At 71.4% G+C, this 21,425-nt stretch carries 20 protein-coding genes and 1 pseudogene; 14 read left to right on the plus strand and 7 right to left on the minus strand.

Features of this window, described 5'->3' with window-relative positions; translation table 11 throughout:
• Positions 1–561: 561 nt before the first annotated feature.
• Positions 562–915, minus strand: a complete 354-nt coding sequence (locus G3I71_RS08165) for an ATP-binding protein (protein WP_203729697.1) — start codon at positions 913–915, stop codon at positions 562–564.
• On the opposite strand from G3I71_RS08165, the gene G3I71_RS08170 reads away from it, so the two are divergent.
• Positions 841–1,017: a DUF397 domain-containing protein gene (locus G3I71_RS08170; RefSeq protein WP_164313270.1), complete on the plus strand. Its 177-nt coding sequence runs from the start codon at positions 841–843 to the stop codon at positions 1,015–1,017. The two genes, G3I71_RS08165 and G3I71_RS08170, sit on opposite strands and share 75 nt — an antisense overlap.
• Positions 1,018–1,050: 33 nt before the next feature.
• Here the strand turns inward: G3I71_RS08170 and sthA are convergent, their stop codons facing one another.
• The 5 genes from sthA to G3I71_RS08195 form a co-directional block, all read right to left on the minus strand.
• Positions 1,051–2,454 carry a Si-specific NAD(P)(+) transhydrogenase gene (gene sthA / locus G3I71_RS08175; protein ID WP_164313271.1) on the minus strand — a complete coding sequence of 468 codons (1,404 nt, stop codon included), beginning with the start codon at positions 2,452–2,454 and terminating at the stop codon, positions 1,051–1,053.
• A 115-nt stretch (positions 2,455–2,569) separates the two neighbouring features.
• The gene (locus G3I71_RS08180; RefSeq protein ID WP_164313272.1) at positions 2,570–3,883 is read right to left on the minus strand and encodes a DUF3533 domain-containing protein; all 1,314 of its coding nucleotides are present in this window, start codon (positions 3,881–3,883) and stop codon (positions 2,570–2,572) included.
• A gap of 527 nt (positions 3,884–4,410) precedes the next feature.
• Positions 4,411–5,415, minus strand: coding sequence for an RNA polymerase sigma factor (locus tag G3I71_RS08185; RefSeq protein ID WP_164313273.1), 1,005 nt, complete (start codon positions 5,413–5,415; stop codon positions 4,411–4,413).
• A gap of 315 nt (positions 5,416–5,730) precedes the next feature.
• Positions 5,731–6,123: an SCO5389 family protein gene (locus tag G3I71_RS08190; RefSeq protein ID WP_164313274.1), complete on the minus strand. Its 393-nt coding sequence runs from the start codon at positions 6,121–6,123 to the stop codon at positions 5,731–5,733.
• A 90-nt stretch (positions 6,124–6,213) separates the two neighbouring features.
• Positions 6,214–7,164 carry an ATP-binding protein gene (locus G3I71_RS08195; RefSeq protein WP_164313275.1) on the minus strand — a complete coding sequence of 317 codons (951 nt, stop codon included), beginning with the start codon at positions 7,162–7,164 and terminating at the stop codon, positions 6,214–6,216.
• A 184-nt stretch (positions 7,165–7,348) separates the two neighbouring features.
• Here G3I71_RS08195 and G3I71_RS08200 point away from each other — a divergent pair, with 184 nt between their 5' ends.
• From G3I71_RS08200 to G3I71_RS08230, 7 genes are all read left to right on the plus strand, one after another.
• Positions 7,349–7,885, plus strand: a complete 537-nt coding sequence (locus G3I71_RS08200) for a GNAT family N-acetyltransferase (RefSeq protein ID WP_164313276.1) — start codon at positions 7,349–7,351, stop codon at positions 7,883–7,885.
• A gap of 208 nt (positions 7,886–8,093) precedes the next feature.
• Positions 8,094–9,596, plus strand: coding sequence for an ABC transporter substrate-binding protein (locus G3I71_RS08205; protein ID WP_164313277.1), 1,503 nt, complete (start codon positions 8,094–8,096; stop codon positions 9,594–9,596).
• 3 nt (positions 9,597–9,599) lie between these two features.
• Positions 9,600–11,357: an ABC transporter permease subunit gene (locus tag G3I71_RS08210; RefSeq protein WP_164313278.1), complete on the plus strand. Its 1,758-nt coding sequence runs from the start codon at positions 9,600–9,602 to the stop codon at positions 11,355–11,357.
• A 44-nt stretch (positions 11,358–11,401) separates the two neighbouring features.
• Positions 11,402–12,586 (plus strand): MFS transporter, encoded by a 1,185-nt coding sequence (locus G3I71_RS08215; protein ID WP_164313485.1) that lies wholly within the window; start codon positions 11,402–11,404, stop codon positions 12,584–12,586.
• Positions 12,587–12,787: 201 nt separating this feature from the next.
• Positions 12,788–13,699: a UTP--glucose-1-phosphate uridylyltransferase gene (locus G3I71_RS08220; RefSeq protein ID WP_164313279.1), complete on the plus strand. Its 912-nt coding sequence runs from the start codon at positions 12,788–12,790 to the stop codon at positions 13,697–13,699.
• A 166-nt stretch (positions 13,700–13,865) separates the two neighbouring features.
• The gene (locus tag G3I71_RS08225; protein ID WP_164313280.1) at positions 13,866–14,450 is read left to right on the plus strand and encodes a hypothetical protein; all 585 of its coding nucleotides are present in this window, start codon (positions 13,866–13,868) and stop codon (positions 14,448–14,450) included.
• Between the two features lie 61 nt (positions 14,451–14,511).
• Positions 14,512–15,243: a YcnI family protein gene (locus G3I71_RS08230; protein ID WP_164313281.1), complete on the plus strand. Its 732-nt coding sequence runs from the start codon at positions 14,512–14,514 to the stop codon at positions 15,241–15,243.
• Positions 15,244–15,323: 80 nt separating this feature from the next.
• Here the strand turns inward: G3I71_RS08230 and G3I71_RS08235 are convergent, their stop codons facing one another.
• A complete protein-coding gene (locus tag G3I71_RS08235) occupies positions 15,324–16,136 on the minus strand; it encodes a CDP-alcohol phosphatidyltransferase family protein (RefSeq protein WP_164313282.1) in 813 nt (270 codons plus the stop codon).
• Between the two features lie 107 nt (positions 16,137–16,243).
• On the opposite strand from G3I71_RS08235, the gene G3I71_RS08240 reads away from it, so the two are divergent.
• The 6 genes and pseudogenes from G3I71_RS08240 to G3I71_RS50965 form a co-directional block, all read left to right on the plus strand.
• Positions 16,244–17,227: a 3-hydroxyacyl-CoA dehydrogenase NAD-binding domain-containing protein gene (locus G3I71_RS08240; protein ID WP_164313283.1), complete on the plus strand. Its 984-nt coding sequence runs from the start codon at positions 16,244–16,246 to the stop codon at positions 17,225–17,227.
• 140 nt (positions 17,228–17,367) lie between these two features.
• On the plus strand, positions 17,368–17,766 hold the full coding sequence (locus tag G3I71_RS08245) for a 6-carboxytetrahydropterin synthase (RefSeq protein WP_164313284.1): 399 nt from the start codon (positions 17,368–17,370) through the stop codon (positions 17,764–17,766).
• Positions 17,767–17,849: 83 nt separating this feature from the next.
• Positions 17,850–19,013 (plus strand): glycosyltransferase family 4 protein, encoded by a 1,164-nt coding sequence (locus tag G3I71_RS08250; RefSeq protein WP_164313486.1) that lies wholly within the window; start codon positions 17,850–17,852, stop codon positions 19,011–19,013.
• Entirely contained in the window at positions 19,010–19,294 is a 285-nt protein-coding gene (locus G3I71_RS08255; RefSeq protein ID WP_164313285.1) for a hypothetical protein, read from the plus strand. The genes G3I71_RS08250 and G3I71_RS08255 overlap by 4 nt, the downstream gene beginning before the upstream one ends.
• On the plus strand, positions 19,291–20,322 hold the full coding sequence (locus tag G3I71_RS08260; RefSeq protein ID WP_164313286.1) for a trans-aconitate methyltransferase: 1,032 nt from the start codon (positions 19,291–19,293) through the stop codon (positions 20,320–20,322). Before G3I71_RS08255 ends, G3I71_RS08260 begins: the two co-directional genes overlap by 4 nt.
• A pseudogene (locus G3I71_RS50965) lies at positions 20,319–21,380 on the plus strand (lysylphosphatidylglycerol synthase transmembrane domain-containing protein); the annotation flags it as partial. The gene G3I71_RS08260 and the pseudogene G3I71_RS50965, both read left to right, overlap by 4 nt.
• Positions 21,381–21,425 lie beyond the last annotated feature (45 nt).

The following is a 21,425-nucleotide window of genomic DNA, read 5'->3' on the forward strand; positions in this document are numbered from 1 at the left end:
CCCGCCAGAGAGGCGAAGAAGTCATCGAACCAGCCCGCCCACACCTGCACCGCCCGCTCCGTACTCACGGACAGGTCAACGCATCACACGGCTACCAGACACGGACACGAGTCACGGCTGTAGTACCGGGGGAAGAGAGCGAGTGCCACGTGCGCCTTCTCACGGCCATGACCAGCGGTGACGCAACGGCGCTGGGAACGTGGCTGGATGAACGGCACGGCCCCGGCACCTTCGCGGGCCTGTTCCGAACGCCGGGATACTTCGACCCCGGCCTGACCGCCTGAGCGGTCCCTTGGCGGCCCTGTCCGTGCGTCGTTCCCCCGTGGCGCACGGGCGGGGCCTTGCTCTGTTCAAAGGGGTTGGCCACGTGACCAACGCATGACCAACAGCGGCCAGGAACGGGCAGAAACAGCAGGTGAGCATGACCAACCCTCACCACTCCCAAGGGGGTTCAGAGGGTACGTATCCGCAGGTCAGCTAACTAATGAGCTGGTGCCCGAGTGGAGAGTTCAAGTCCCCCCTCGGACACAAAGAACACGCAAGGGGCACCCGCCTCTGGCCTCACGGCCGGGAGCGGGTGTTTTTGTCGTTCCGCAGCCTGGGGCCCACTTCCGCCCACACGGTCTTGCCACCCGGCGGATACGGTTCCCTGCCCCAGCGGTCGGCGAGGCCGGCGACCAGAAGCAGGCCCCGGCCCGACTCGCTGTCCACCGGTGTTGCGAAGTCGGCGCGCAGGAGCGGGAGTTGCTCGCCGCGTGCGTCAGCGACCGCGATGCGTACGGTGCCGGTCGCGGTGTCGAGCGTCAGCGCGACCTGGAAGTCGCGGCCCTGGACACGGCCGTGCAGCGCGGCGTTGGCGGCGAGTTCGGCGACGGTACCCAGGGCGACAGCTGCGTCGAGGTCGCCCTCACCCAACGGGCCATCTGCGTACGGGACTCCAAGGATCTGGCGCGCCCTCACTTCGCGGTCGGGCGTGACGGCTGGACCTCGTTCGTACGGTACGCCGCGTACGGCTGAGCCCCTCGGGCAGGCCCAGCCGTACGGCGTGGATCAGTCCCGCAACCGGTCGATCTGGCGCAACTTGTTCGTCGCGTCCAGAGCTGCGACCTTGTAGGACTCCGCGAGCGTCGGGTAGTTGAAGACCGCGTTGACGAGGTAGTCGACCGTGCCGTCGCAGCCCATCACGGACTGGCCGATGTGGATCAGTTCGGTCGCTCCCGTGCCGAAGCAGTGGACGCCGAGGAGCTTGCGGGTCTCCGGGCAGACCAGCAGCTTGAGCATGCCGTGGGAGTCGCCGATGATCTGGCCCCGGGCCAGTTCGCGGTAGCGGGAGACGCCCACCTCGAACGGGATGCTCTCCTCGGTGAGTTGGTCCTCGGTGCGGCCGATGAAGCTGATCTCGGGGATGGTGTAGATGCCGATGGGCTGGAGGTTGTGCATCCCGTCGACCTGCTCGCCGCACGCGTGGTACGCCGCAGCCCGGCCCTGTTCCATCGAGGTCGCGGCGAGGGCCGGGAAGCCGATGACGTCGCCGACGGCGTAGATGTGCGGCACCTCGGTGCGGTAGTGCTCGTCGACCGTGATCCGGCCGCGCCGGTCGGCGGACAACCCGGCCTTGTCGAGGTCGAGTTCGTCGGTGAGGCCCTGTCGGCCCGCCGAGTACATCACCGCGTCCGCGGGGATCTTCTTTCCGCTCTCCAGGACGGTGAGGGTGCCCCGGGCGTGGCGTTCCACCGCCGCGACCGTCTCCCCGAAGCGGAAGGTGACGGCCAGGTCCCGCAGGTGGTATTTCAGCGACTCGATCACCTCGACGTCGCACATGTCGAGCATCACGGCCCGCTTCTCGACCACCGTGATCTTGCTGCCCAGGGCCGCGAACATCGAGGCGTATTCCATGCCGATCACCCCGGCCCCGACGATGACCATGGAACGCGGCACACCTTCGAGGTTGAGCACGTTGTCGGAGTCCATGATCGTACGTTCGTCGAACTCGACGGTGTCAGGACGGGCCGGCCGGGTCCCGGTGGCGATGACGATGTGCTCGGCGCTCAGCAGCTTCTCGTTGCCGCCCGCTTCGTGCACGGCCACGGTGTGGTCGTCGACGAAGCTGCCGGTGCCTGCGAACAGGGAGACGTGGTTGCGGGACAGCTGGCTGCGGATGACGTCGACCTCGCGACTGACCACGTGCTCGGTGCGCGCGGTCAGGTCGGCGACGGTGATGTCCTCCTTGAGGCGGTAGCTCTGGCCGTACAGATCGCGCTGGGTGAGGCCGGTGAGGTAGAGAACCGCCTCGCGCAGTGTCTTGGAGGGGATGGTGCCGGTGTGGATGGAGACCCCACCGACCATGTCGGGGCGGTCGATGACGGCGACGCGGCGGCCGAGCTTGGCCGCCGCGATGGCAGCCTTCTGGCCGCCGGGGCCGGATCCTATGACAAGCATGTCGAAGTCGGGCACCCTGGTGAGTCTGTCAGCCCGAGGCCGCCGCCCGAAAGGGTGAACGGGCAACAGTTGACGTCAACACCGCCGGTCCGGACCCTGATTCTCCCGCGCGATCGTCCCGCGTTTCGGCTCAGGACGGCCGTGGAGTGAGGCGTTCGAGACCCTTGCGGTCGTAGTAGCGGGCCATCGCGAAGCCGAAGAGCAGCGCGAGCGTGGCGCCGACCGCGATCATGATCCAGGCGCGGGTCAGTCCGGCGTCCCCGCGGGCGTCGAAGTAGAGGATCGCGCGGGCCCCGTCGCCGAGTTGCCGCATGGGCTCGAACACGGACAGGAAGCGGTAGAAGTCCGGGACCGCCTGGAGCGGGACCGTGGCCCCGGACGAGGGCAGGCCGAGGACGATGAACACGAACATCGACACGAGCTGCCCGATCCCGCCGAACGCCGCGTTGATGGCCTGGACGCCGAGGCCGACCGCGAGGGTGGCGCAGTACGAGTACAGCCACAGGAGGGGCAGGTGGTCGGCGTCCATGCCGAGGATGCCGACGGTGGCGACCATGATCAGGGAGACGCTCAGGAGGGTGATCCCGGCGGTCATGCCCATCTTCAGCAGCAGGGTCTGGGTGCGGGTGATGGGCACGGTGGGCCGGCGCGTGTGCCAGGGACCGATCTCGTTGTCGGCGTAGCCCAGGGAGGTGTCCACCCCGTTGCTGATGACGTTGGCGCCCAGGAACCCGGCCAGCACGAGCAGCAGCGTGTAGTAGAAGGTGCTGAGTCCCAGGCCGCTGTGGGTGCCGATGGGGTGGCCGACCTGAGGAGTGACCGTGACCGGGTCGGCCAGCAGCAGCTTCGTCGTTGCGCTCGCCCCCTTCGCGCTCGCCGTCAGCTGCTCGCCGATGGTCTGTGAGGCCTGGTGCGCGGCCAGCGTGGTGATCTGACTGGCGAGGGAGGAACCGAGGCTGCCCTTGCCGGGGTTGGTCAGCACGGTCAGGGCCGGACGGGCGGTGGCGTCGGTGCCGGTCAGCGCGCCGACCGAGGCGGTGAAGCCGTCGGGTACGACCAGCGCGCCGTAGAGCTTGCCCGAGTCCAGTTCGTCCTGGGCTTGGGCGAGGCTCAGTTGACGCCACTCGGCCTTGTCGCCGTTGGAGGTGTCGGTGGTGATCGCCTTGATGATCTGCGCACCCAGGTTCTCCTTCTGCCCGGGCAGCGGCGCACCCCGGTCCGCGTTGACGATGCCGATGGGCAGGTCGTGCAGGTCGCGGTTGGGGCTGACGATGCCGCCCATGTAGAGCAGCGACAGCAGCAGCGCCAGCAGCCCGGTCAGGACGGTGGGCAGCAGCCACAGCTTGGGCCGGCCCAGCAGCGCGGTGGCACGCGCCTGAACACCGGTGGACGTGGGGGAGGGAGACGGGGACGGGGATTCGGACGTGCTGTCCTCGGTTGCCATGGTTCTCCGGTGGCTCTGGAGCGGTTCGGGACCGTGCGGGGGGAACGGTCGGCGTAGCGGCGTGGGACCGGCAAGTTGCCGCCTGCCGGCCCAGGATCGTGCGTACGGCGGCACAGCCGCGTCAGCGACTCGCCGAGCCGGAGACTACGTCCCCCGGGTGAACACCCATCGCGGCAGGGTCGCGGCGCGGAGGGGACGGCGTCGGCTGCCGCTCATCTCGTCCGCGAGCAGCCGGAGCGGTTGCCTGGCCGGTGTGTCCTGCCCGGGGGGTCGGGCTCATCGGGTCGGGGAACCGCCAGCGGGAGCACGCGTGCCTGTTCGCGCTTCGCGAGGCCGACTCGCCCTTCACCCCCGTCCGGTACCAGGCGGGGCAGAGCAGGGCAGGCAGGGCAGACACCATCCACGACTTCGTGACACTCAACGCCCCGCGCGGGACCTGCGCCGCCGAAGCCGCCGTCGGCCGGGCGCGCAGCACCCCGTACGGCACTCGCCACCGCCTGAGGGCCGTACCCCGGAGAAGGGCCGCCTCACATGGCGTCGAGATAGTCCCGCAGCACCTGCGAGCGGGACGGGTGGCGCAGCTTGGACATCGTCTTGGACTCGATCTGGCGGATGCGTTCGCGCGTCACGCCGTACACCTGGCCGATCTCCTCCAGGGTTCTGGTCCGGCCGCCGGACAGGCCGTAGCGCAGGGAGATGATGCCGGCTTCCCGGGGTGTCATCTCCGCGAGGATGGACTGGATGGTCTCCTGGAGCAGCAGGAAGGTGACCATCTCCATCGGGGTGACGCTGTCCCGGTCCTCGATCAGGTCGCCGAGCTCGCCGTCGCCGTCCTCTCCGAGGGCGGTGTGCAGGGAGACGGGCTCCCTGGTGTAGGCGCTGAGTTCCGGCAGCCGCTCCACGGGGACGCCCGCCTTCTCCGCCAGTTCCTCCGGTGTGGGTTCCGTCCCGAAGTCCTGGATCAGCTCGCGGCGGGTACGGGCCACCCGGTTGATGACCTCCACCAGATGCACGGGGATGCGGATGGTCCGGCCCTGGTCCGCCAGCGCGCGTGAGATCGCCTGCCGGATCCACCAGGTCGCGTACGTCGAGAACTTGAAGCCCTTCGTGTAGTCGAACTTCTCGACGGCCCGGATCAGGCCAGTGTTGCCCTCCTGGACCAGGTCCAGGAACAGCAGCCCGCGGCCCGTGTAGCGCTTGGCGACGGACACGACCAGGCGGAGGTTGGCCTCGATGAGATGGGACTTGGCGCGTTCCCCGTCCGCGGTGAGGATCTCCAACTCGCGCTGGAGTACGGGGCCCTCGGGTGGGTCCTCCAGCAGTTTGTGCTCGGCGTACAGCCCGGCCTCGATCCGTTTCGCGAGGTCGACCTCCTGCGCGGCGCCGAGGAGCCGGACCCGGGCGATGAGCCGGAGGTAGTCCCGCACCTGGTCGACCGAGCCTCCGCCGGTGGCCAGCCGGGGGAGGGGAGCATCGCTCTCGTCCTCGGTGGCCGGGTCGAACACATCGGTCACCTCGGTATCGGTCGCCATCGTGCTCACTTCCTCTCCAGGAGTGCACGTAGGAACGTCCCTGTAGGAGAACGAGGCACCGCCGCCACGTGTTCCGGAGTCTCCTGGGCAATCGCCAGGCCACCGCCGGTCCCGCCCTCCGGGCTGATATCGCTCACCCGTTCGACCCTAGGATACAGGGGGCTGTGAGGTTCCGAATCGTCAACGAATTTGGCGGAGCGGGAATTCGTGCACACGGATGCACACGGATATGCGTCATTGTCAATTCCCCGGGGATTTTCCATTTCCCCTTCCCCGTCCCCGGGGAATTGCCGTCAGGTGCGCCGGCCCGGTGGGTCAGCAGTCGCGGAACTCCGGCGACTGGTTCAGGACCTGCGAGCGCAGCGAGGTGAAGCGGGCGTAGGTCGCGCCGCTCTGCGCGCCGGGGTGGAAGGCCGCGACCCGGTGGCAGTTCTGGAAGGCGAGCGCGATACCGAAGTGCCGCTCCAGGCTGCCGCGGATCGCGTCGCTGGCCAGCGCCCGCAGCAGCTGACCTCGCTCCTTCTCGGAGGGCGGCGGGGTCTGGTTGTCGGCGAACTCTGCCGTGCCGCCCCGGAGCTCGGAGGCGAGGTCGGCGATGAGGCCGTAGGCGTACGGGAGCGAGGTGCGGACGGTTTCGACGAAGTCGTCCTCACGGATGTCACCCTGCTCGGCTTCGGCGAGGAGTTCGGGGGAGACGTCGAGCGACATGTATGGGTGTCCTGTTCTTTTCTCTGGATCTGTTCTCTGGTTTTCTTGCGTTCTCGCGGGTGGCGAGTCCGGGGTGCGACCGAGGTGGGATCAGACGAGAGCGGCGGGCCCGTGTACGAACTCCGGGTCGACCTGCTCGGCCAGGTCCAGGCCCGTCGCCCGGTCCGCCCACGCGCGGGCGTTGCGCAGATGGAACTCGACGGCGTGCCGCTGAAAGGTGGCCCAGTCCTTGGGCCGGGCGTCGACAGCGTCCCGGAGCTGGCTGAGCGCGTGCAGGTTCTGCGGCTCCAGCTCGCCCTGGTCGCGCCCCTGTTCGGCGGCGCGCACCCAGCTGGACTGGACGAGATGGGTGAGCAGGTCGTCGCCGGTCTCCTCCTTGAGGAAGAGCAGGTCGTCCTCGCCGGTGACCTTGTTGCCGATCACCGCGAGCGGAATCCCGAACTCGCGGGCGTGGTCGCGGTACTGGCGGTAGACGGAGACGCCCTTGCGGGTCGGTTCGGCGACCAGGAACGTCATGTCGAACCGGGTGAACAGCCCGGAGGCGAACGCGTCCGCGCCGGCGGTCATGTCGACGACGACGTACTCGCCGGGTCCGTCGACGAGATGGTTGAGGTAGAGCTCCACCGCGCCCAGTTTGGAGTGGTAACAGGCCACGCCCAGGTCGCTCTCCTCGAAGGCGCCGGTAGCCATCAGCGGTACGCCACCCACGCGTTCGACGTGCCGGGAGTGGATCTCGTCGTCGCCGAGCGGGCGCAGCAGCCGTGAGCCCCGGCCGGCCGGGGTCGTCTTGACCATGGCCTCGCGCGACTCGATGCGCGGGTTGGCGCCGCGCAGATAGTCCTTGATGTCACCGAGGTGGGCGCTGAGCGGCGGCGCGGCGAACGCCTCGCCGCCGACCGGGTCGAGCGCCTCGGCCAGGTGCTGGTTGATGTCGCCGTCGATGGCGACCACGGGCGCGCCGGAGCGTGCGAGATGGCGGGAGAAAAGTGCGGACAGCGTGGTCTTGCCGCTGCCGCCCTTACCGACGAACGCGACGCGCATCAGCGGGCCGTTCCATGTTCATCGGTGGCCGGCCCAGGGGCAGCCATTTTGAAAATGAATGTCATGTGGCAAGTTTTTATGCGGCGCCCGGGCCTCTGTCAAATCGCATCGCCATCAACTGGGCTGCGACTGTGCGGAGTTGGCGATCATTTGTTCGATCAACTTAAATGCATATGATGTGCAGGTGCGTGATTACTGCATCAGGACGGCGACCCCTGGCGACCTCGACGGCGCGCGAGCCGTCATGCTCGACACCGTCTACCGCGACTTCGAAACGGGCTATGTGCCGCGCTGGCACGGCGACATCGTCGATCCGGCGTCCGCCTATCTCGTGCCAGTCCGTCACACCCTCCTCGTCGCGGTCGACCAACGCGACGCGAGCATCGTGGCCACCGCCGCCCTCGACTCGCGCGGCCCGCTCCATCCGCCGAACCCGCGCCATCTCGCGGAGCGCTACCCCTCGGGCGCCACCGCGCAGTTGCGTCGGGTGTACGTCCGTCCCGAGCACCGCAGGCGTGGCCTGGCCCGGCGTCTCGTGGCCGAACTGCTGGCGTTCGCGGCGGCCGACGGCGGATATCGCGCCGCGTATCTGCACACGGACCCGGCGGTGGCCGGTGCCGAGGGGTTCTGGCGGTCGCTGGGCAAGGTCGTGCACGACGAACGCGAGGATGCGGGCGGCGGGCAGAGCGTCGTGCACTTCGAGGTTCCGCTGACGCGGTGACGGCCGGTGGTCGCAGGCGGTCGCCGGTGGTCGCAGGTGATCGTCGACGGCCGACCCGGGCTGGCTATTGGAAATGATTATCAGCTAGGCTCCCGTTTCTGTACGGCCGACCCGTCCCTGTACGGCTTCTTCGTGCTGCCCAGCCTTTTGCAGAGACCCCTGCAGAGCCCTCTGTAGACCCCTGCAGACCCTTACGGAACCGAGGATCATGCGCACCCCCCGCCGCCCCCGACTGCTCGTCGGACTACTGCTCTCTCCGCTTCTCACCGGCTGCTTCGCCTCCGGCGGCGGCGACGGCGACTCCTCGTCCGACGCCGGGTCCGGCTCCCGGCTGCGGGTCGCGCTCGCCTTCCCGCCCGCAGAAAACCTCTCGCCGTACGGTGCCGACGCCACCCTCCTCAGCCGCCTCGGCGTCACCGAGGGCCTGACCACCCTGGACGCCAACGGCTCCGCCGCTCCCGCGCTCGCCGAGTCCTGGACCCGCAAGGGCGACCGCACCTGGCTGTTCACGCTGCGCGAGGCCACCTTCCAGGACGGCACAGACGTCACCGCGCCCACCGTCGCCGCCGCTCTCACCCGGGCCACCAGGGCCGAGCCCGAGCCCGCCGCCCTCACCGGCGTGACCCTCACGGCGAAGGCCGCCGGTGACGGACGTGTATCCGTCACCACCGCCGAGCCCGACCCCGTGCTCCCGCTGCGCCTGTCCAGCCCCGGCCTCGCCGTGCTCGCGCCCAAGGCGTTCGCGAAGAAGGGCGCCGTCGATCCGGTCGGCACCGCCACCGGACCCTTCGAGCTGACGAAGACAACCGGCTCCACCGCCGCGACCCTCGACCGCTTCGACGACTACTGGGGCGGACGCGCCCAGGCCGCCGGGATCGACGCGAGGTTCATCGCCGACGGCACCGCCCGCGCCAACGCCCTGCGCACCGGTCAGGTCGACATGGCGGAGGCGATCCCCGTCGCCCAGGCCGCCTCCCTCGACAAGTCGACCAGCCGTGAGACCGCCACGGCCCGCACGACCTCCCTGCACCTCAACACCAGGACTGGCGTCTTCAAGGACGCGAAGCTGCGCGCCGCCGCCCGCGCCGCCGTGGACACCTCCGCGCTCGCCGACGGTGTCTACGAAGGTCACGCCGACACCGGCCAGGGCATCTACGGCCCGGCGCTCACCTGGGCCGAGGGCAAGCGCGTCCAGCCCACCGGACGCGCGAAGGCGGCGGCGCCCGAGGGTGCGTCCGTCACCCTGGCCACGTACGACAACCGGCCCGAACTCCCTGAAGCCGCCCAGGTGTTGAAGCAGCAGCTGGAGAAGGCCGGGTTCAGGGTGAAGCTGGAGGTGCGGGAGTACTCACGCCTCGAAAGCGACGCGCTGGCCGGTAAGTTCGATGCCCTTGTCGCCGCCCGCAACACCATGCTCGACTCCGGAGACCCCGTCTCCGTCCTCGCCAGCGACTACACCTGCGACGGCGGCTACAACCTCTCCCTGCTCTGCGACAAGAAGGTCGACAGGGCCGTCGCCAGGGCCGAGGGCATCGAGGACACCGCCGAGCGTCAGGACGCGGCCATGGCGGCCGAGGCCCTGATCCTCGGCGACGACGCCGTCGTCCCGCTGGTCCACCAGCGGATCATCACCGGCGTCGACGCTGAGGTACAGGGCGTGCTCCTCGATCCGTACGAGCGCACGCTGGTCGGTACCGGAACGCGGCGCTGACCCGTGCGGGGTCGTGTGGGCACGCTCCTGTGGCGTGCCCTGCTCGCCGCGCTGCTCGTGTGCGGGATCGGTCTGCTGCCCTGGCTGACCCGCACCGACCCGGCGTTCACCGTGCTCAAGGCCCGGTCGGCCGAGCGTGAGGCCACCCCGGCCGTGCTCGCCGACATCCGGGACCAACTCGGCCTCGACGCCGGGCCGTTGCGGCTGCTCGGGGACTGGCTCGGCGGGCTTCCGCGCGGCGACGCCGGGCGGTCCTGGATCTCCGGGGCCGAGGTCATGCCCGATGTTCTGCAGGCGCTCGGAGCCTCGCTGCTGCTGATGGCCGTGGCGCTGACCATCGCCTTTCTCGTCGCCGCCCTGGTGTGCGCACGGACGTTGTGCGGCGGCGGGCGGCGGCGCGGTGGCGGCAGCGGGTCGGCGATGGTCGCCGCGCTGCCCGAGTTCCTCACGGCATCCGTGCTGGCCACGGTCGTCGGCGTCCAGCTCGGCTGGCTGCCCGCCCTCGGCTGGTACGGACTCCAGTGGACGATCCTGCCCGGCCTCGCCCTCGGCCTGCCCGCCGGGGCGCTGCTAGGACGGCTCCTCGACGATCTGCTGCCCGGCGCCTTTGCCGAGCCCTGGGCGCTGGCCGCCGCCGCACGCGGCATCCCGGCCCGTCGCATCGCGAGCCAGGCCGTCCGGCGCTGCCTGCCCGCACTGCTCCCCAACGCCGGTCTGTTCGTCGTCGGACTGACCGGCGGCTCGGTCGCCGTCGAGCAGATCTTCGACATCCCCGGCCTCGGCCGCACCGCCCTCCAGGCCGCCATCGCCCAGGACCTGCCCGTCCTTCAGGCGAGCACCCTCGCCCTCGTCCTGCTCGCGGCCCTCGCGGCAGGCGCGACCCGGATCACCGCCCGGCTGCTCATCGGCCCCGCCCTGCGCGACGGCGGCCTCTCCTCCCTGCACCGGCCCGCACCGCCCGCCCGCCCCACCCCGCCTCTGCTGTACGGCGGTGTGCTGCTCGGCGTCGTCGCCCTCGGGCTGCCACGTGACCCGCTCGCGCTTGACACCCGGGCCCGGCTCCAACCCCCTTCCTGGGCGCACCCGTTCGGCACGGACGCCCTCGGCCGGGACGTCCTCGCCCGCGTCGGGCACGGAGCCCTGGACACGCTGCTGCTCGCCTCCGCGATCAGCGCCGCCGCCCTGCTGATCGGGCTGGCACTCGGGCTGATGCCCCGGCTGTCCGGACCGCTCGTCGACACCGTGAACGCGATACCGCCCGTACTCGCCGCGCTGCTGGTCACGGCGGTCGTGGGCAGCGGCGGGGCCACCCCCGCGCTCGCCGTGACCGTCGTCGCCTGGGCGCCACTGGCCGCGCACACCGCCGCCCTCCTTCGCCAGGAACGGGCCACCCTCCATGTCACGGCCACCCAGGGTCTGGGCGCCGGCCGCTGGTACGTCCTGCGGCATGAACTCCTGCCCGCCGCACTGCCCCCGGTCACCCGGCACGCCCTGCTGCGGCTGCCCAGTGTCGCCCTCGCCCTGGCCGCCCTCGGCTTCCTCGGCCTCGGCGCCCAACCGCCCTCCCCGGAATGGGGGTTGCTCCTCGCCGAGAACCAGCCGTACGCCGAACGCGCCCCCTGGGCGGTCCTCGCCCCCGCCGCCGTACTCGCCCTGCTCGGCGCCCTGGCCGTGACCGCCGCAGGCGTGAAGTTTCGGCCGCGGAAGACTGTGCGTGTGGTCCAACCGCGCCCGGAGACAAGAGAGTTGGCCTTCCAGTGACCGCGCCCGCGTCCGCAGGCCTGCAGGACGAGGCGCCTGCCCGGATGCGGCTCTCGCCGCTGCTGCGGCTGCTGATCCTGACCCAACTCGCCTTCAACGTGGGCTTCTTCGCCGTTCTGCCCTTCCTCTCCGAGCACCTCGGACAGTCGATCGGCATGGCGGGGTGGCTCGTCGGGTTCGTCCTGGGCCTGCGCACCTTCAGCCAGCAGGGGCTGTTCGTGGTCGGCGGCGCGCTCGCCGACCGGTACGGGATCCGGCCGGTGGTGCTCGCGGGCTGCACCCTGCGCATCGCCGGCTTCGCCTGGCTCGGCTACGCCGACTCGACCGCGACCGTCATAGGCGCCGTCCTCCTCATCGGCTTCGCCGCCGCGCTGTTCTCGCCCGCCGTCGAGTCCGAGGTGGCCCGGCAGGCGGTGGCCTGGGAGCGGGAGGGCAACGGCTCGCGCACCCGAGTCCTCGCGCTGTTCACCGTCGCCGGACAGGCGGGCGCCTTCGTCGGGCCGCTCCTCGGCGGGCTTCTGCTGGCCGTCGACTTCCGGGTGGTGTGCCTCGCGGGCTCCGGGATCTTCGTCCTCGTCCTCGCCGGGCACGCCTGGCTGCTCCCGCAGCACATACCCGGCCGGGAGCGCATACGCGCGAAAGGGGGCGTGCGCGCACTGCTGCGCAACCGTCGGTTTCTCGCACTCTGCTCGGCCTATGGCGCCTATCTGCTCGCGTACAACCAGCTGTATCTGGCGCTACCCGCCGAGGTGGAGCGCGCGACCGGCTCGCAGACCGCGCTGGCCTGGCTGTTCGCCCTGTCCTCGCTGCTCGTCGTGACCGCCCAGCTGCCGGTCACCCGCCGGGTCGGCGACCGGCTCGCCCTGCGCCGCTCGATGGTCACCGGCATGCTGCTGATCTCCGCCGGGTTCGCGGTGGTGGCCCTGGCCAGGCCCGCAGGGTGGACCGGCACGGCCGGGCTGCTGCCCGCGGCCGGCTTCGTCGTACTGCTCACCTTCGGCCAGATGCTGGTCGCCCCCGTGGCCCGCGCGTGGGTGCCCGACCTCGCCGAGGAGGGCCGACTCGGCCTCTACACCGGCGCCCTTTCGTCGGTTTCCGGCCTGATCGTGCTGGTCGGCAGCTCACTGACCGGCACCCTTCTCGACACCGGGCTGCCCGCGGCAGTGCCCTGGCTGGTACTGGCCGCCGTACCTCTCGGGGCGATAGCGGTGCTGCCGCGCCGGGCCTGAACCGTGGCCGGGGGACCACCCCAGGGGTCTGGGCGGCACAGCCGTGGGGCATGCCGAATTGGTAGCGTCACACCACTCACGCCGACAGGCACGAGTGAGCATCGACCAGCACCACCGACCAGCACCATCGAGCACGACCAAGCACCACGATCATGCACAACGACCACTGATATTCGTACGCGCTTTCGTACAGGGGGGCCCATGGCCACGATTCGCAGGGCAGTCATTCCCGCCGCCGGACTGGGGTCCCGGCTGCTGCCGCTCACCAAGGCGACACCGAAGGAGATGCTGCCCGTCGGTGACAAGCCCGTCATCGAGCACACCGTCCGGGAGCTCGTGGCATCCGGCATCACCGACATCACCATCGTGGTGTCCGGCGGGAAGGGCCTGATCCAGGACCACTTCCGGCCCAACCCCGCCCTGGTCGACCAGTTGCGCGCCGACGGCAAGGCCGCCTACGCCGACGCCGTCGAGGAGGTCGGCGAGCTGTCGCGGCTCGGCCACATCACCTACCTCGACCAGCACGGCCCGTACGGCAACGGCACCCCGGTCCTCAACGCCGCCCGCAACTTCGGCGACGAGCCGATGCTCGTGCTGTGGCCCGACGACGTGTTCGTCGCCGAGGTCCCGCGCGCCCAGCAGCTGATCAAGGCGTACGAGGCGACCAACTCCCCGGTCCTCGCGCTGATGCCGATGGACCCGGGCGACTCGCAGCGCTACGGCGTCCCCGTCGTCAAGGAGGACCTCGACGACGGTCTCCTCCGCATCACCGGCCTGGTGGAGAAGCCCCGCCCGCAGGACGCGCCCTCCTCGTACGCGGCCATCGGCGGCTACGTCATCACGCCGGGCATCATCGACGAACTCCGCGTCCAGACCAAGCGCTGGTACGACCATCGCACCGGCGAGGTCTATCTCACCGACGCCATCAACGCCTACGCCGCCAGCCGGGCCGTCTACGGCCAGGTGATCCACGGCCGCTGGTACGACACGGGCAACCCGCTCGCCTACCTCACCGCCCAGTTCGCGGCGGCGCTCAACGACCCGGAGTACGGGCCGCACCTGCGCCGCCTGGCGAAGGAACTGGAGGGTGACGAGACCGGCGGGGCCGAGTGACCCCCGGTTCCTTCCTCGGGGCTCCGCCCCCAGACCTCCGGTCGAGCTGAACGCGCTCGTCCTCAATCGCCGGACGGGCTGGAAACGCGGGCGGCGCTGTGAAGTACACGGACTGGGTGACCCGTCGCGTCGTGCCGTTGTCCAGCCGTGGGAGGATCCCGGCACGATGAGCGCTTCCCCGGCGGTACGGAGTCTGCGCGCCGCGGTGTTCGCCGCGGTGTGCGTCCTGCTGGCCGCCGCCGCGCACGGCCTCGCGACCGGCGGTACGCCGTCGGCGAAGGCGGACGGCGCCGGGTTCGCGGCGGTGTTCGCCGCCGGGTGGCTGCTCGGCGGGCGGGAGCGGTCGCTGCCCGGGATCGGCGCCTTGATGCTGGTCACCCAGGCGGGGCTGCATGTCGCGTTCGGGGCGGTGCGCGGCCGGGCGATGTCGCACGCGCACCACCCCGGGATGCAGATGCCCCACGCCCACCTGCATGCCATGAGCGCCCACACCGTCTCCGCGCACGTCGTCGCCGCTCTGGCCGCCTCCTGGTGCCTGCGGCGTGGCGAGGCCGCGCTGTGGTCGCTGCTGCGCTGGGCGGTCGCCTTCGTACCGGGCCTCGTCGCCTGGTGGCAGGGCGCGCCCGCCGGTCTGCCCCGCAGCACGGGCCCGGGACGCGTGTCGTCGCAGGCCGTCCGGGTGCGCCGGCTTCTCCTGAGGTACGCGGTGAGCGGTCGAGGGCCGCCGACAGGGATTCCGTACACGCCCTGAAGTTCCCCGACACCAGTCACCACTCACCAGTACTGAAGTACTCAAGTACGGAGTTCCGCTCATGTTCTCTGCACGCATCACCCTGCGCCGCGCCGGCGTCGTCACCGGTCTCACCGCCGCCGGTGTCCTCGCCGCCGCGGGCGCCGCCTCCGCGCACGTCACCGTGCACCCCGAGAGCTACGCGAAGGGCGCCACGGACGGCGTCCTGACCTTCCGGGTCCCCAACGAGGAGGACACCGCGAGCACCACGAAGGTCCAGGTCTTCCTGCCCACCGACCACCCCGTCCTCGGCGTCCTGGTCACCCCGGAGGAGGGCTGGACCGCGAAGGTGACGACCACCGAACTCAAGACGCCGATCAAGACGGACGACGGGACGATCACCGACGCCGTCTCCGAGATCACCTGGACCGGCGGCCGGATCCGGAACGGGGAGTACGAGGACTTCGACGTCGCGTTCGGCCAACTCCCCGACAACACGGACCAGCTGGCCTTCAAGACCCTGCAGACGTACTCCGACGGCAATGTCGTCCGCTGGATCGAGACCGCTCAGGAGGGCCAGGACGAGCCGGAGAACCCGGCCCCGACTCTGAAACTGACGGCAGCGGCGGCGGACGAGGGTGCCAGTGCCAGTCCCTCGGCGGCGGCGTCCGTGAAGAGCGACGCCGGTCAGGCCTCGGACCCGGCCAGTGACTCGACGGCTCGCGGGCTGGGCATCGCCGGGCTGATCGTGGGGGTACTTGGCCTGGCCGCGGCGGCGTTCGCGCTGGTCAGGACCCGGACTTCACGTTCGTAGAACATTCGTAGAACAGGAATTGCAGGACTGCGGCAGTTGTCGTGGAAGCGGTCCGCGTCTTGTCGGGTGCGGGCCGCACCTCAGCGGGAGACGGACTCGGACATCAGGGCACGCAGCTGCTGCTCGACCGAGGCGACCGAGGCGATCGAGGTGAGCGACGCGACGGGCGACGCCGTACGCGGGCGGGACGTCCGGTACAGCCAGAGGATGTCCCGGCCGAACGACCAGACCAGCGTGCCCAGGGCCAGTGCGATCACGGCCTCCGTCGCGGCGAGGGGCAGGTAGCCGGAGGCGCCGAGCAGGAGCAGGATGCCCTGGAGGGCGGCCACGGTCTTGCGGGCGGTGCTCGGGGGGAGCGGGGCGTTCAGCCAGGGCAGAACGCGGGCGGCGGCGACGAAGGCGTAGCGCATTCCGCCGATCAGCAGGACCCACGGGCCGAGCGACATCGACACGTACACGCTGAGCACCAGGATGAGGAACGCGTCGACCTCCATGTCGAAGCGCGCGCCCAGCGTCGAGCAGGTGCCGGTGCGGCGGGCGACCTTGCCGTCCACGCCGTCGAGGATCAGGGCCACGGCCGTCAGGCCGACGAACAGGGTGACGGGCGGCGAGCTGACATAGGAGTCCGCGACCAGCGCCGTCACCCCGCCGACCAGCGTCGCCCGGCCGAGGGTCACCCGGTTGGCCGGGCCGAACGACTTCGATCCGGACCGGTGCAGCGCGCGGGACAGCACGGCCCAGGTGGCGATCGCGAACGCCAGTCCGGTCAGCCAGCCCACCGGGCCCAGGCCGATCGCGGAGCCGAGCAGAACCAGCAACAGGACCTGCAGGCCCGCCCCCAGAGCGGTCTCCTGCTGAACCAGCCTCGCCTCGTACGTGTTGATCAGGGCCACCGCGAGTCCTCCGCCGTATGTACAGAGTGGATCATGCCGCGTACTGTGCGCGGACTGTGCACCCCGCAGTACGTGAACAACTTCCCAAGCGTTCAGGAGGGACTCCGATGAAGCGCGCCGCACGTGCGTTCTGGCTCGGTTCGCCGGACCACGGAGAGATCCGTGACGTCGAACTGCCGGCGCCCGGCGAGGGCGAGGTACTGGTCCGCACCCTGTTTTCGGGCGTGAGCCGCGGCACGGAGACCCTCGTCTTCCGAGGTGGGGTCCCGGTCAGCCAGTACGCGGCCATGCGGGCGCCGTTCCAGGAGGGCGACTTCCCCGGTCCGGTCAAGTACGGGTACCTCAACGTCGGTGTGGTGGAGGAGGGCCCGGACGCGTTGGCGGGCCGTACGGTCTTCTGCCTCTACCCGCACCAGACGCGTTACGTAGTTCCGGTGGACGCGGTGACACCGGTGCCGGACGGGGTGCCCGCCGAGCGTGCGGTGCTCGCCGGGACCGTCGAGACCGCCGTGAACGCGCTCTGGGACGCCTCGCCGCTGGCCGGTGACCGGATCGCGGTGGTCGGCGGCGGGATGATCGGCTCGTCGGTCGCCGCCCTGATCGCCCGGTTCCCGGGGGTGCGTGTCCAGCTGGTGGACGCCGATCCCGGGCGGGCGAAGACCGCGGAGGCGCTCGGCGTCGACTTCGCGCTGCCGGGGGACGCCCTGGGGGAGTGCGACCTGGTCGTCCACGCCAGCGCCACGGAGGCGGGACTGGCCCGCTCGCTCGAACTCCTCACCGCCGAGGGCACGGTCATCGAGCTGAGCTGGTACGGCGACCGGCGCGTCAGCCTGCCGCTGGGTGAGGCGTTCCACTCCCGGCGGCTCACCGTCCGCAGCAGCCAGGTGGGGACCGTGTCCCCGTCCGCGCGGCCCGGCCGCACCTACGCCGACCGGCTCGCCCTGGCCCTCGACCTGCTGGCCGACCCGGCGCTCGACGCCCTGATCACCGGTGAGTGCGCCTTCGAGGAGCTCCCGGACGTGCTGCCGAGGCTCGCCTCCGGGGAGCTGCCGGCGCTCTGTCATCGCGTCCGCTATCCGGACGTCGGCTGACGGATTCGACCGACCCCCGCAAAGTGGTTCGGGCACATGAACAAGTCGTTGAACAAGCTGTCGTGGGTAGCCGTACTACTCGGCATGCCCCGGCAGCGATCAGCACGGGGCAAGACGCGCCGCACCTGGAGGGTCGTCCGTTGTTCAGCATCACCGTCCGCGATCACATCATGATCGCCCACAGCTTCAGCGGAGAGGTCTTCGGACCCGCCCAGCGCCTGCACGGAGCGACGTTCCTCGTCGACGCCACGTTCCGACGTGAACAGCTGGACGACGACAACATCGTCGTCGACATCGGCCTGGCCACCCAGGAGCTCGGCGCCGTGGTGAGCGAGTTGAACTACCGCAACCTCGACAACGAGCCCGACTTCGCCGGGATCAACACCTCCACGGAGTTCCTGGCCAAGGTCATCGCCGACCGGCTCGCCGCACGGATCGAGAAGGGTGCCCTGGGTGAGGGCGCCCGAGGCCTGGCGGGCCTCACCGTCACGCTGCACGAGTCGCACGTCGCCTGGGCCGGCTACGAGCGTGCCCTGTGACCGACACGACCCTCGACCGTCCGGTTTCCCTCACCCCGGCGGCTGTTTCGGCCGCCCCGGCCCAGGTACAGGTACAGGTTCCCGTGCAGACGACGCTCAACTACGTGCCCGTGCAGAACGCGGCCCTCAAGAACGCGGCGATCATCCCCATGTCCCTGCGCTCCGTGCACTTCGTGATGCCGGGTGGCGTCGACGACCCGGCCAAGCCGAGCGGCGGCAACGCCTACGACCGGCGGATCAGCCTCGACCTGCCCGGCTTCGGCTGGCAGGTCCACAAGCACGCCGTCGACGGTGACTGGCCCCGGCCCGGTGAGGACGCCCGTGCGGAACTGGCGCGGACGCTGCGCGAGCTGCCGGACGGCACGGTCGTCCTGCTCGACGGCCTGGTCGCCTGCGGGGTCCCCGAGATCATCGTCCCGGAGGCCGAACGGCTGCGCCTCGCCGTGCTGGTGCACCTGCCGCTGGGCGACGAGACGGGCCTCGACCCGGCCGTCGCGGCCGAGCTGGACGCCCTGGAGCGGGCCACCCTGAGGGCGGTGCCGTCGGTCATCGCGACCAGCGACTGGGCCGTCCGCCGCCTCGTCTCCCACCACGGACTCGCCCCGGACCGCGTGCACATGGCGGCCCCCGGCGCCGACATCGCCCCCCTCGCCTCCGGTACCGACGGTGTCTCCCGTCTCCTCTGCGTGGCCGCCGTGACCCCGCGCAAGGGCCAGCACCGCCTGGTGGAGGCCCTGGCCGCGGTGACCGACCTGCCGTGGAGCTGCGTCTGCGTGGGCGGGCTCGAACAGGATCCCGAGTACGTCGCCGAGCTGCGCGCCCTGATCGCGAAGCACGGCCTGCAGGACCGGCTGCACCTGGCCGGCCCCCAGGCGGGCGCCCAGCTCGACGCCAGCTACGCCGCCGCCGACCTGATGGTCCTCACCTCCTACGCCGAGACGTACGGCATGGCGGTCACCGAAGCCCTCGCGCGCGGCATCCCGGTGCTCGCCACGGACGTCGGCGGCCTGCCCGAGGCGGTCGGGCGCGCGCCCGACGGTGGCGTCCCCGGCATCCTCGTACCGCCGGAGAACCCGGCGGCGCTCGCGGCGGAACTGCGCGGCTGGTTCGGCGAGGCGGATGTCCGCCGACGCCTGAAGGCGGCGGCACGAGGCCGCCGGGCAGCCCTGGACGGCTGGGCGGCGACGGCACGGAGCCTGGCCGGCGTACTGGGCCGGATTCCCTGGGAACCCCGGAGGGCGGCATGAGGACAGCGACGACGACGGGTGCCGGCATAGGGTCCGTCTCCGCTCGCGGGCTCCGGGCGGCCGCGCTGCGGAGTGCCGTCGGCGTGCGGGGGCCGATTCCCCCGGTCGTCTCGGAGGGTGGCACGACCAAGGTGACGACGATCACGGCCTCGGCCGACCCGGCGACGCCCATGGACGCCGACATCGAGCTGGTCGCCGCCCGGGGACGCCGAGTGGCCGCGCTGCGGAGTCTCGTAGGTGCGCTGGGGCGGACCCCCCGGGAAACGAGGAGCGCGGCATGAAGAAGACGACGATCACGACTTCGGCGGCGTCGGAAATACAACGACGGGGACCGGTGACTCCGGTGGACACGAATGCCAAGCCTGCCGCCGGGATCCCGGCCCAGCCGACGCACCGGGACGTGAAGCCCGGTGCCGGGCCGGTGGGCCCGGGGGAACGGGGCACGGTCCGGCTGCGCGAGGCCGGGCCCGACGACCCGCCCCGGTACGCCCCCGACTGGCTGGAGCTGCGCGAGGGCCCCGACGCCGCCGCGCGCTCCGTCGAACTCCTCGTCCCGCTGCGCGCCCGACTGGCCGACCTGCCCGGAAAGCCGGGCGGGCACGTCATCCACGACATGGGCTGCGGCACCGGCTCCATGGGCCGCTGGCTCGCGCCCCGGCTCGACGGCCCCCAGCACTGGGTCCTGCACGACCGTGACCCCTACCTGCTGCACTTCGCCGCCGTGGCCTCGCCGCGCGCCGCCGCCGACGGCAGCCACGTGACGGTCGAGACGCGGCGCGGCGATGTCGCCCGGCTGACCGCCGACGCGCTGGCCGGTGCCTCGCTGGTCACCGCGTCCGCCCTGCTGGACGTCCTCACCCGTGAGGAGGTCGACGCCCTCGCCGCGGCCTGCGCGGGCGCCCGCTGCCCGGCCCTGCTGACCCTGTCCGTGGCCGGCCGCGTCGAGTTCGGCACCCCCGACCCGCTGGACGGGGACATCGCCGACGCGTTCAACACCCACCAGCGCCGGGCGGGCCTGCTCGGCCCCGACGCGGTCACGGCGGCCTGCGAGGCCTACGACCAGCGGGGCGCCACGGTCCGTGTCCACCCGAGCGCCTGGCATCTCGGCCCCGTGGAGGCCCCGCTCACCGCGGAGTGGCTGCGCGGCTGGGTCGCGGCGGCGGTGGAGGAACGCCCGGCACTGAAGTCCCGCGCGGAGACCTACCTCACCGAGCGCCTGGAGGCCTGCGCGGCCGGGGAACTCCGGGTGGAGGTCCACCACAGCGACCTCCTGTCCCTGCCGAGGCCGACGGACGGGACAACGTCATGAGCGTGCAGACGGTGGAAGTGACGGAGGCTGTGCTGAGCGGCTTCGGGGAGGTCGGGCGCGGACCCGCGCCCCTGAAGGGGCGCGGGGAACTGCGCGACCAGCCCCCACTGGCCCGCGGCCGACGAACCGCATATCCCGAGGCGCGCTCCTCGGCCGGCCGCGCCGGAGTCATCGGCTTCGTCGGGCCCCGGGAAGCCGCCCCGCAGGCAACCGAGCCGAGCCGTCTCCGCCGCGCGGCCAAAAGCATCCGCCCCCACCTGGGAACCCTCGCCGGAGTAACGATTCTCGGTGTGCTGCTCTGGCGCCTGGGCACCGGTGTCTTCCTGGACGGGCTGCGGCGGATCGACGTACCGATCCTGTTCGTGGGCCTCGGGATCGGACTGCTCACCACCGTGTTCAGCGCCTGGCGCTGGGCCCTGGTCGCCCGGGGCCTGGGGATCAAGCTGCCCCTCGTCCCCGCGATCGCCGACTACTACCGCTCGCTGTTCCTGAACGCGGCCCTCCCCGGCGGCGTCCTCGGCGACGTGCACCGTGCGGTGCGGCACGGGCAGAGCGCCGGTGACATGGGGCGCGGCGTCCGTGCGGTCGTTCTCGAACGGGTCGCCGGACAGATCGCGCTGATCACCGTCGGCGGAGTGGTACTGCTCACCCAGCCGTCGCCGGTGCTGGCCGACGCCCGCCGGGTCGCGCTGATGGCGGTCTTCGCCGTCGTGGGCGCCGTCGCGGTCGTCGTCGCCGTCCGGATGAACCGCGCCCCGAGTGTCGCGGCCCGCCGGGCCCGCGCCCTGCGCGCCGCGCTCACCGAGGCCCGCGGCGCCCTGCTCTCCCGCGAGAACCTGCCGGGCGTCGCGCTCTCTTCCGTGGTGGTCCTTTCCGGGCACCTCGGGATGTTCGTGGTCGCCGCCCGGGTCGCCGGATCCCACGCCACCGTCGCCGAACTGCTGCCGCTGGCCGTACTGGCGCTGCTGGCGATGGGGATCCCGCTGAACGTCGGTGGCTGGGGGCCCCGAGAGGGTGTCACCGCCTGGGCGTTCGGCGCGGCGGGGCTGGGCGCCAGCATGGGGCTGAGCGTCGCCGTCGTGTACGGCGTGCTGAGCTTCGTG

The sequence above is a fragment of the Streptomyces sp. SID12501 genome (genome assembly GCF_010550245.1).
Classification (GTDB): domain Bacteria; phylum Actinomycetota; class Actinomycetes; order Streptomycetales; family Streptomycetaceae; genus Streptomyces.

Excerpts from the sequence above, each read along its gene's own strand:
- G3I71_RS08180 (WP_164313272.1), bottom strand. The coding sequence starts at position 3,883 with ATGGCAACCGAGGACAGCACGTCCGAATCCCCGTCCCCGTCTCCCTCC.
- G3I71_RS08185 (WP_164313273.1), bottom strand. The coding sequence starts at position 5,415 with ATGGCGACCGATACCGAGGTGACCGATGTGTTCGACCCGGCCACCGAG.
- G3I71_RS08190 (WP_164313274.1), bottom strand. The coding sequence starts at position 6,123 with ATGTCGCTCGACGTCTCCCCCGAACTCCTCGCCGAAGCCGAGCAGGGT.
- G3I71_RS08195 (WP_164313275.1), bottom strand. The coding sequence starts at position 7,164 with ATGCGCGTCGCGTTCGTCGGTAAGGGCGGCAGCGGCAAGACCACGCTG.
- G3I71_RS08205 (WP_164313277.1), top strand. The coding sequence starts at position 8,094 with ATGCGCACCCCCCGCCGCCCCCGACTGCTCGTCGGACTACTGCTCTCT.
- G3I71_RS08215 (WP_164313485.1), top strand. The coding sequence starts at position 11,402 with ATGCGGCTCTCGCCGCTGCTGCGGCTGCTGATCCTGACCCAACTCGCC.
- G3I71_RS08220 (WP_164313279.1), top strand. The coding sequence starts at position 12,788 with ATGGCCACGATTCGCAGGGCAGTCATTCCCGCCGCCGGACTGGGGTCC.
- G3I71_RS08225 (WP_164313280.1), top strand. The coding sequence starts at position 13,866 with ATGAGCGCTTCCCCGGCGGTACGGAGTCTGCGCGCCGCGGTGTTCGCC.
- G3I71_RS08230 (WP_164313281.1), top strand. The coding sequence starts at position 14,512 with ATGTTCTCTGCACGCATCACCCTGCGCCGCGCCGGCGTCGTCACCGGT.
- G3I71_RS08240 (WP_164313283.1), top strand. The coding sequence starts at position 16,244 with ATGAAGCGCGCCGCACGTGCGTTCTGGCTCGGTTCGCCGGACCACGGA.
- G3I71_RS08255 (WP_164313285.1), top strand. The coding sequence starts at position 19,010 with ATGAGGACAGCGACGACGACGGGTGCCGGCATAGGGTCCGTCTCCGCT.
- G3I71_RS08260 (WP_164313286.1), top strand. The coding sequence starts at position 19,291 with ATGAAGAAGACGACGATCACGACTTCGGCGGCGTCGGAAATACAACGA.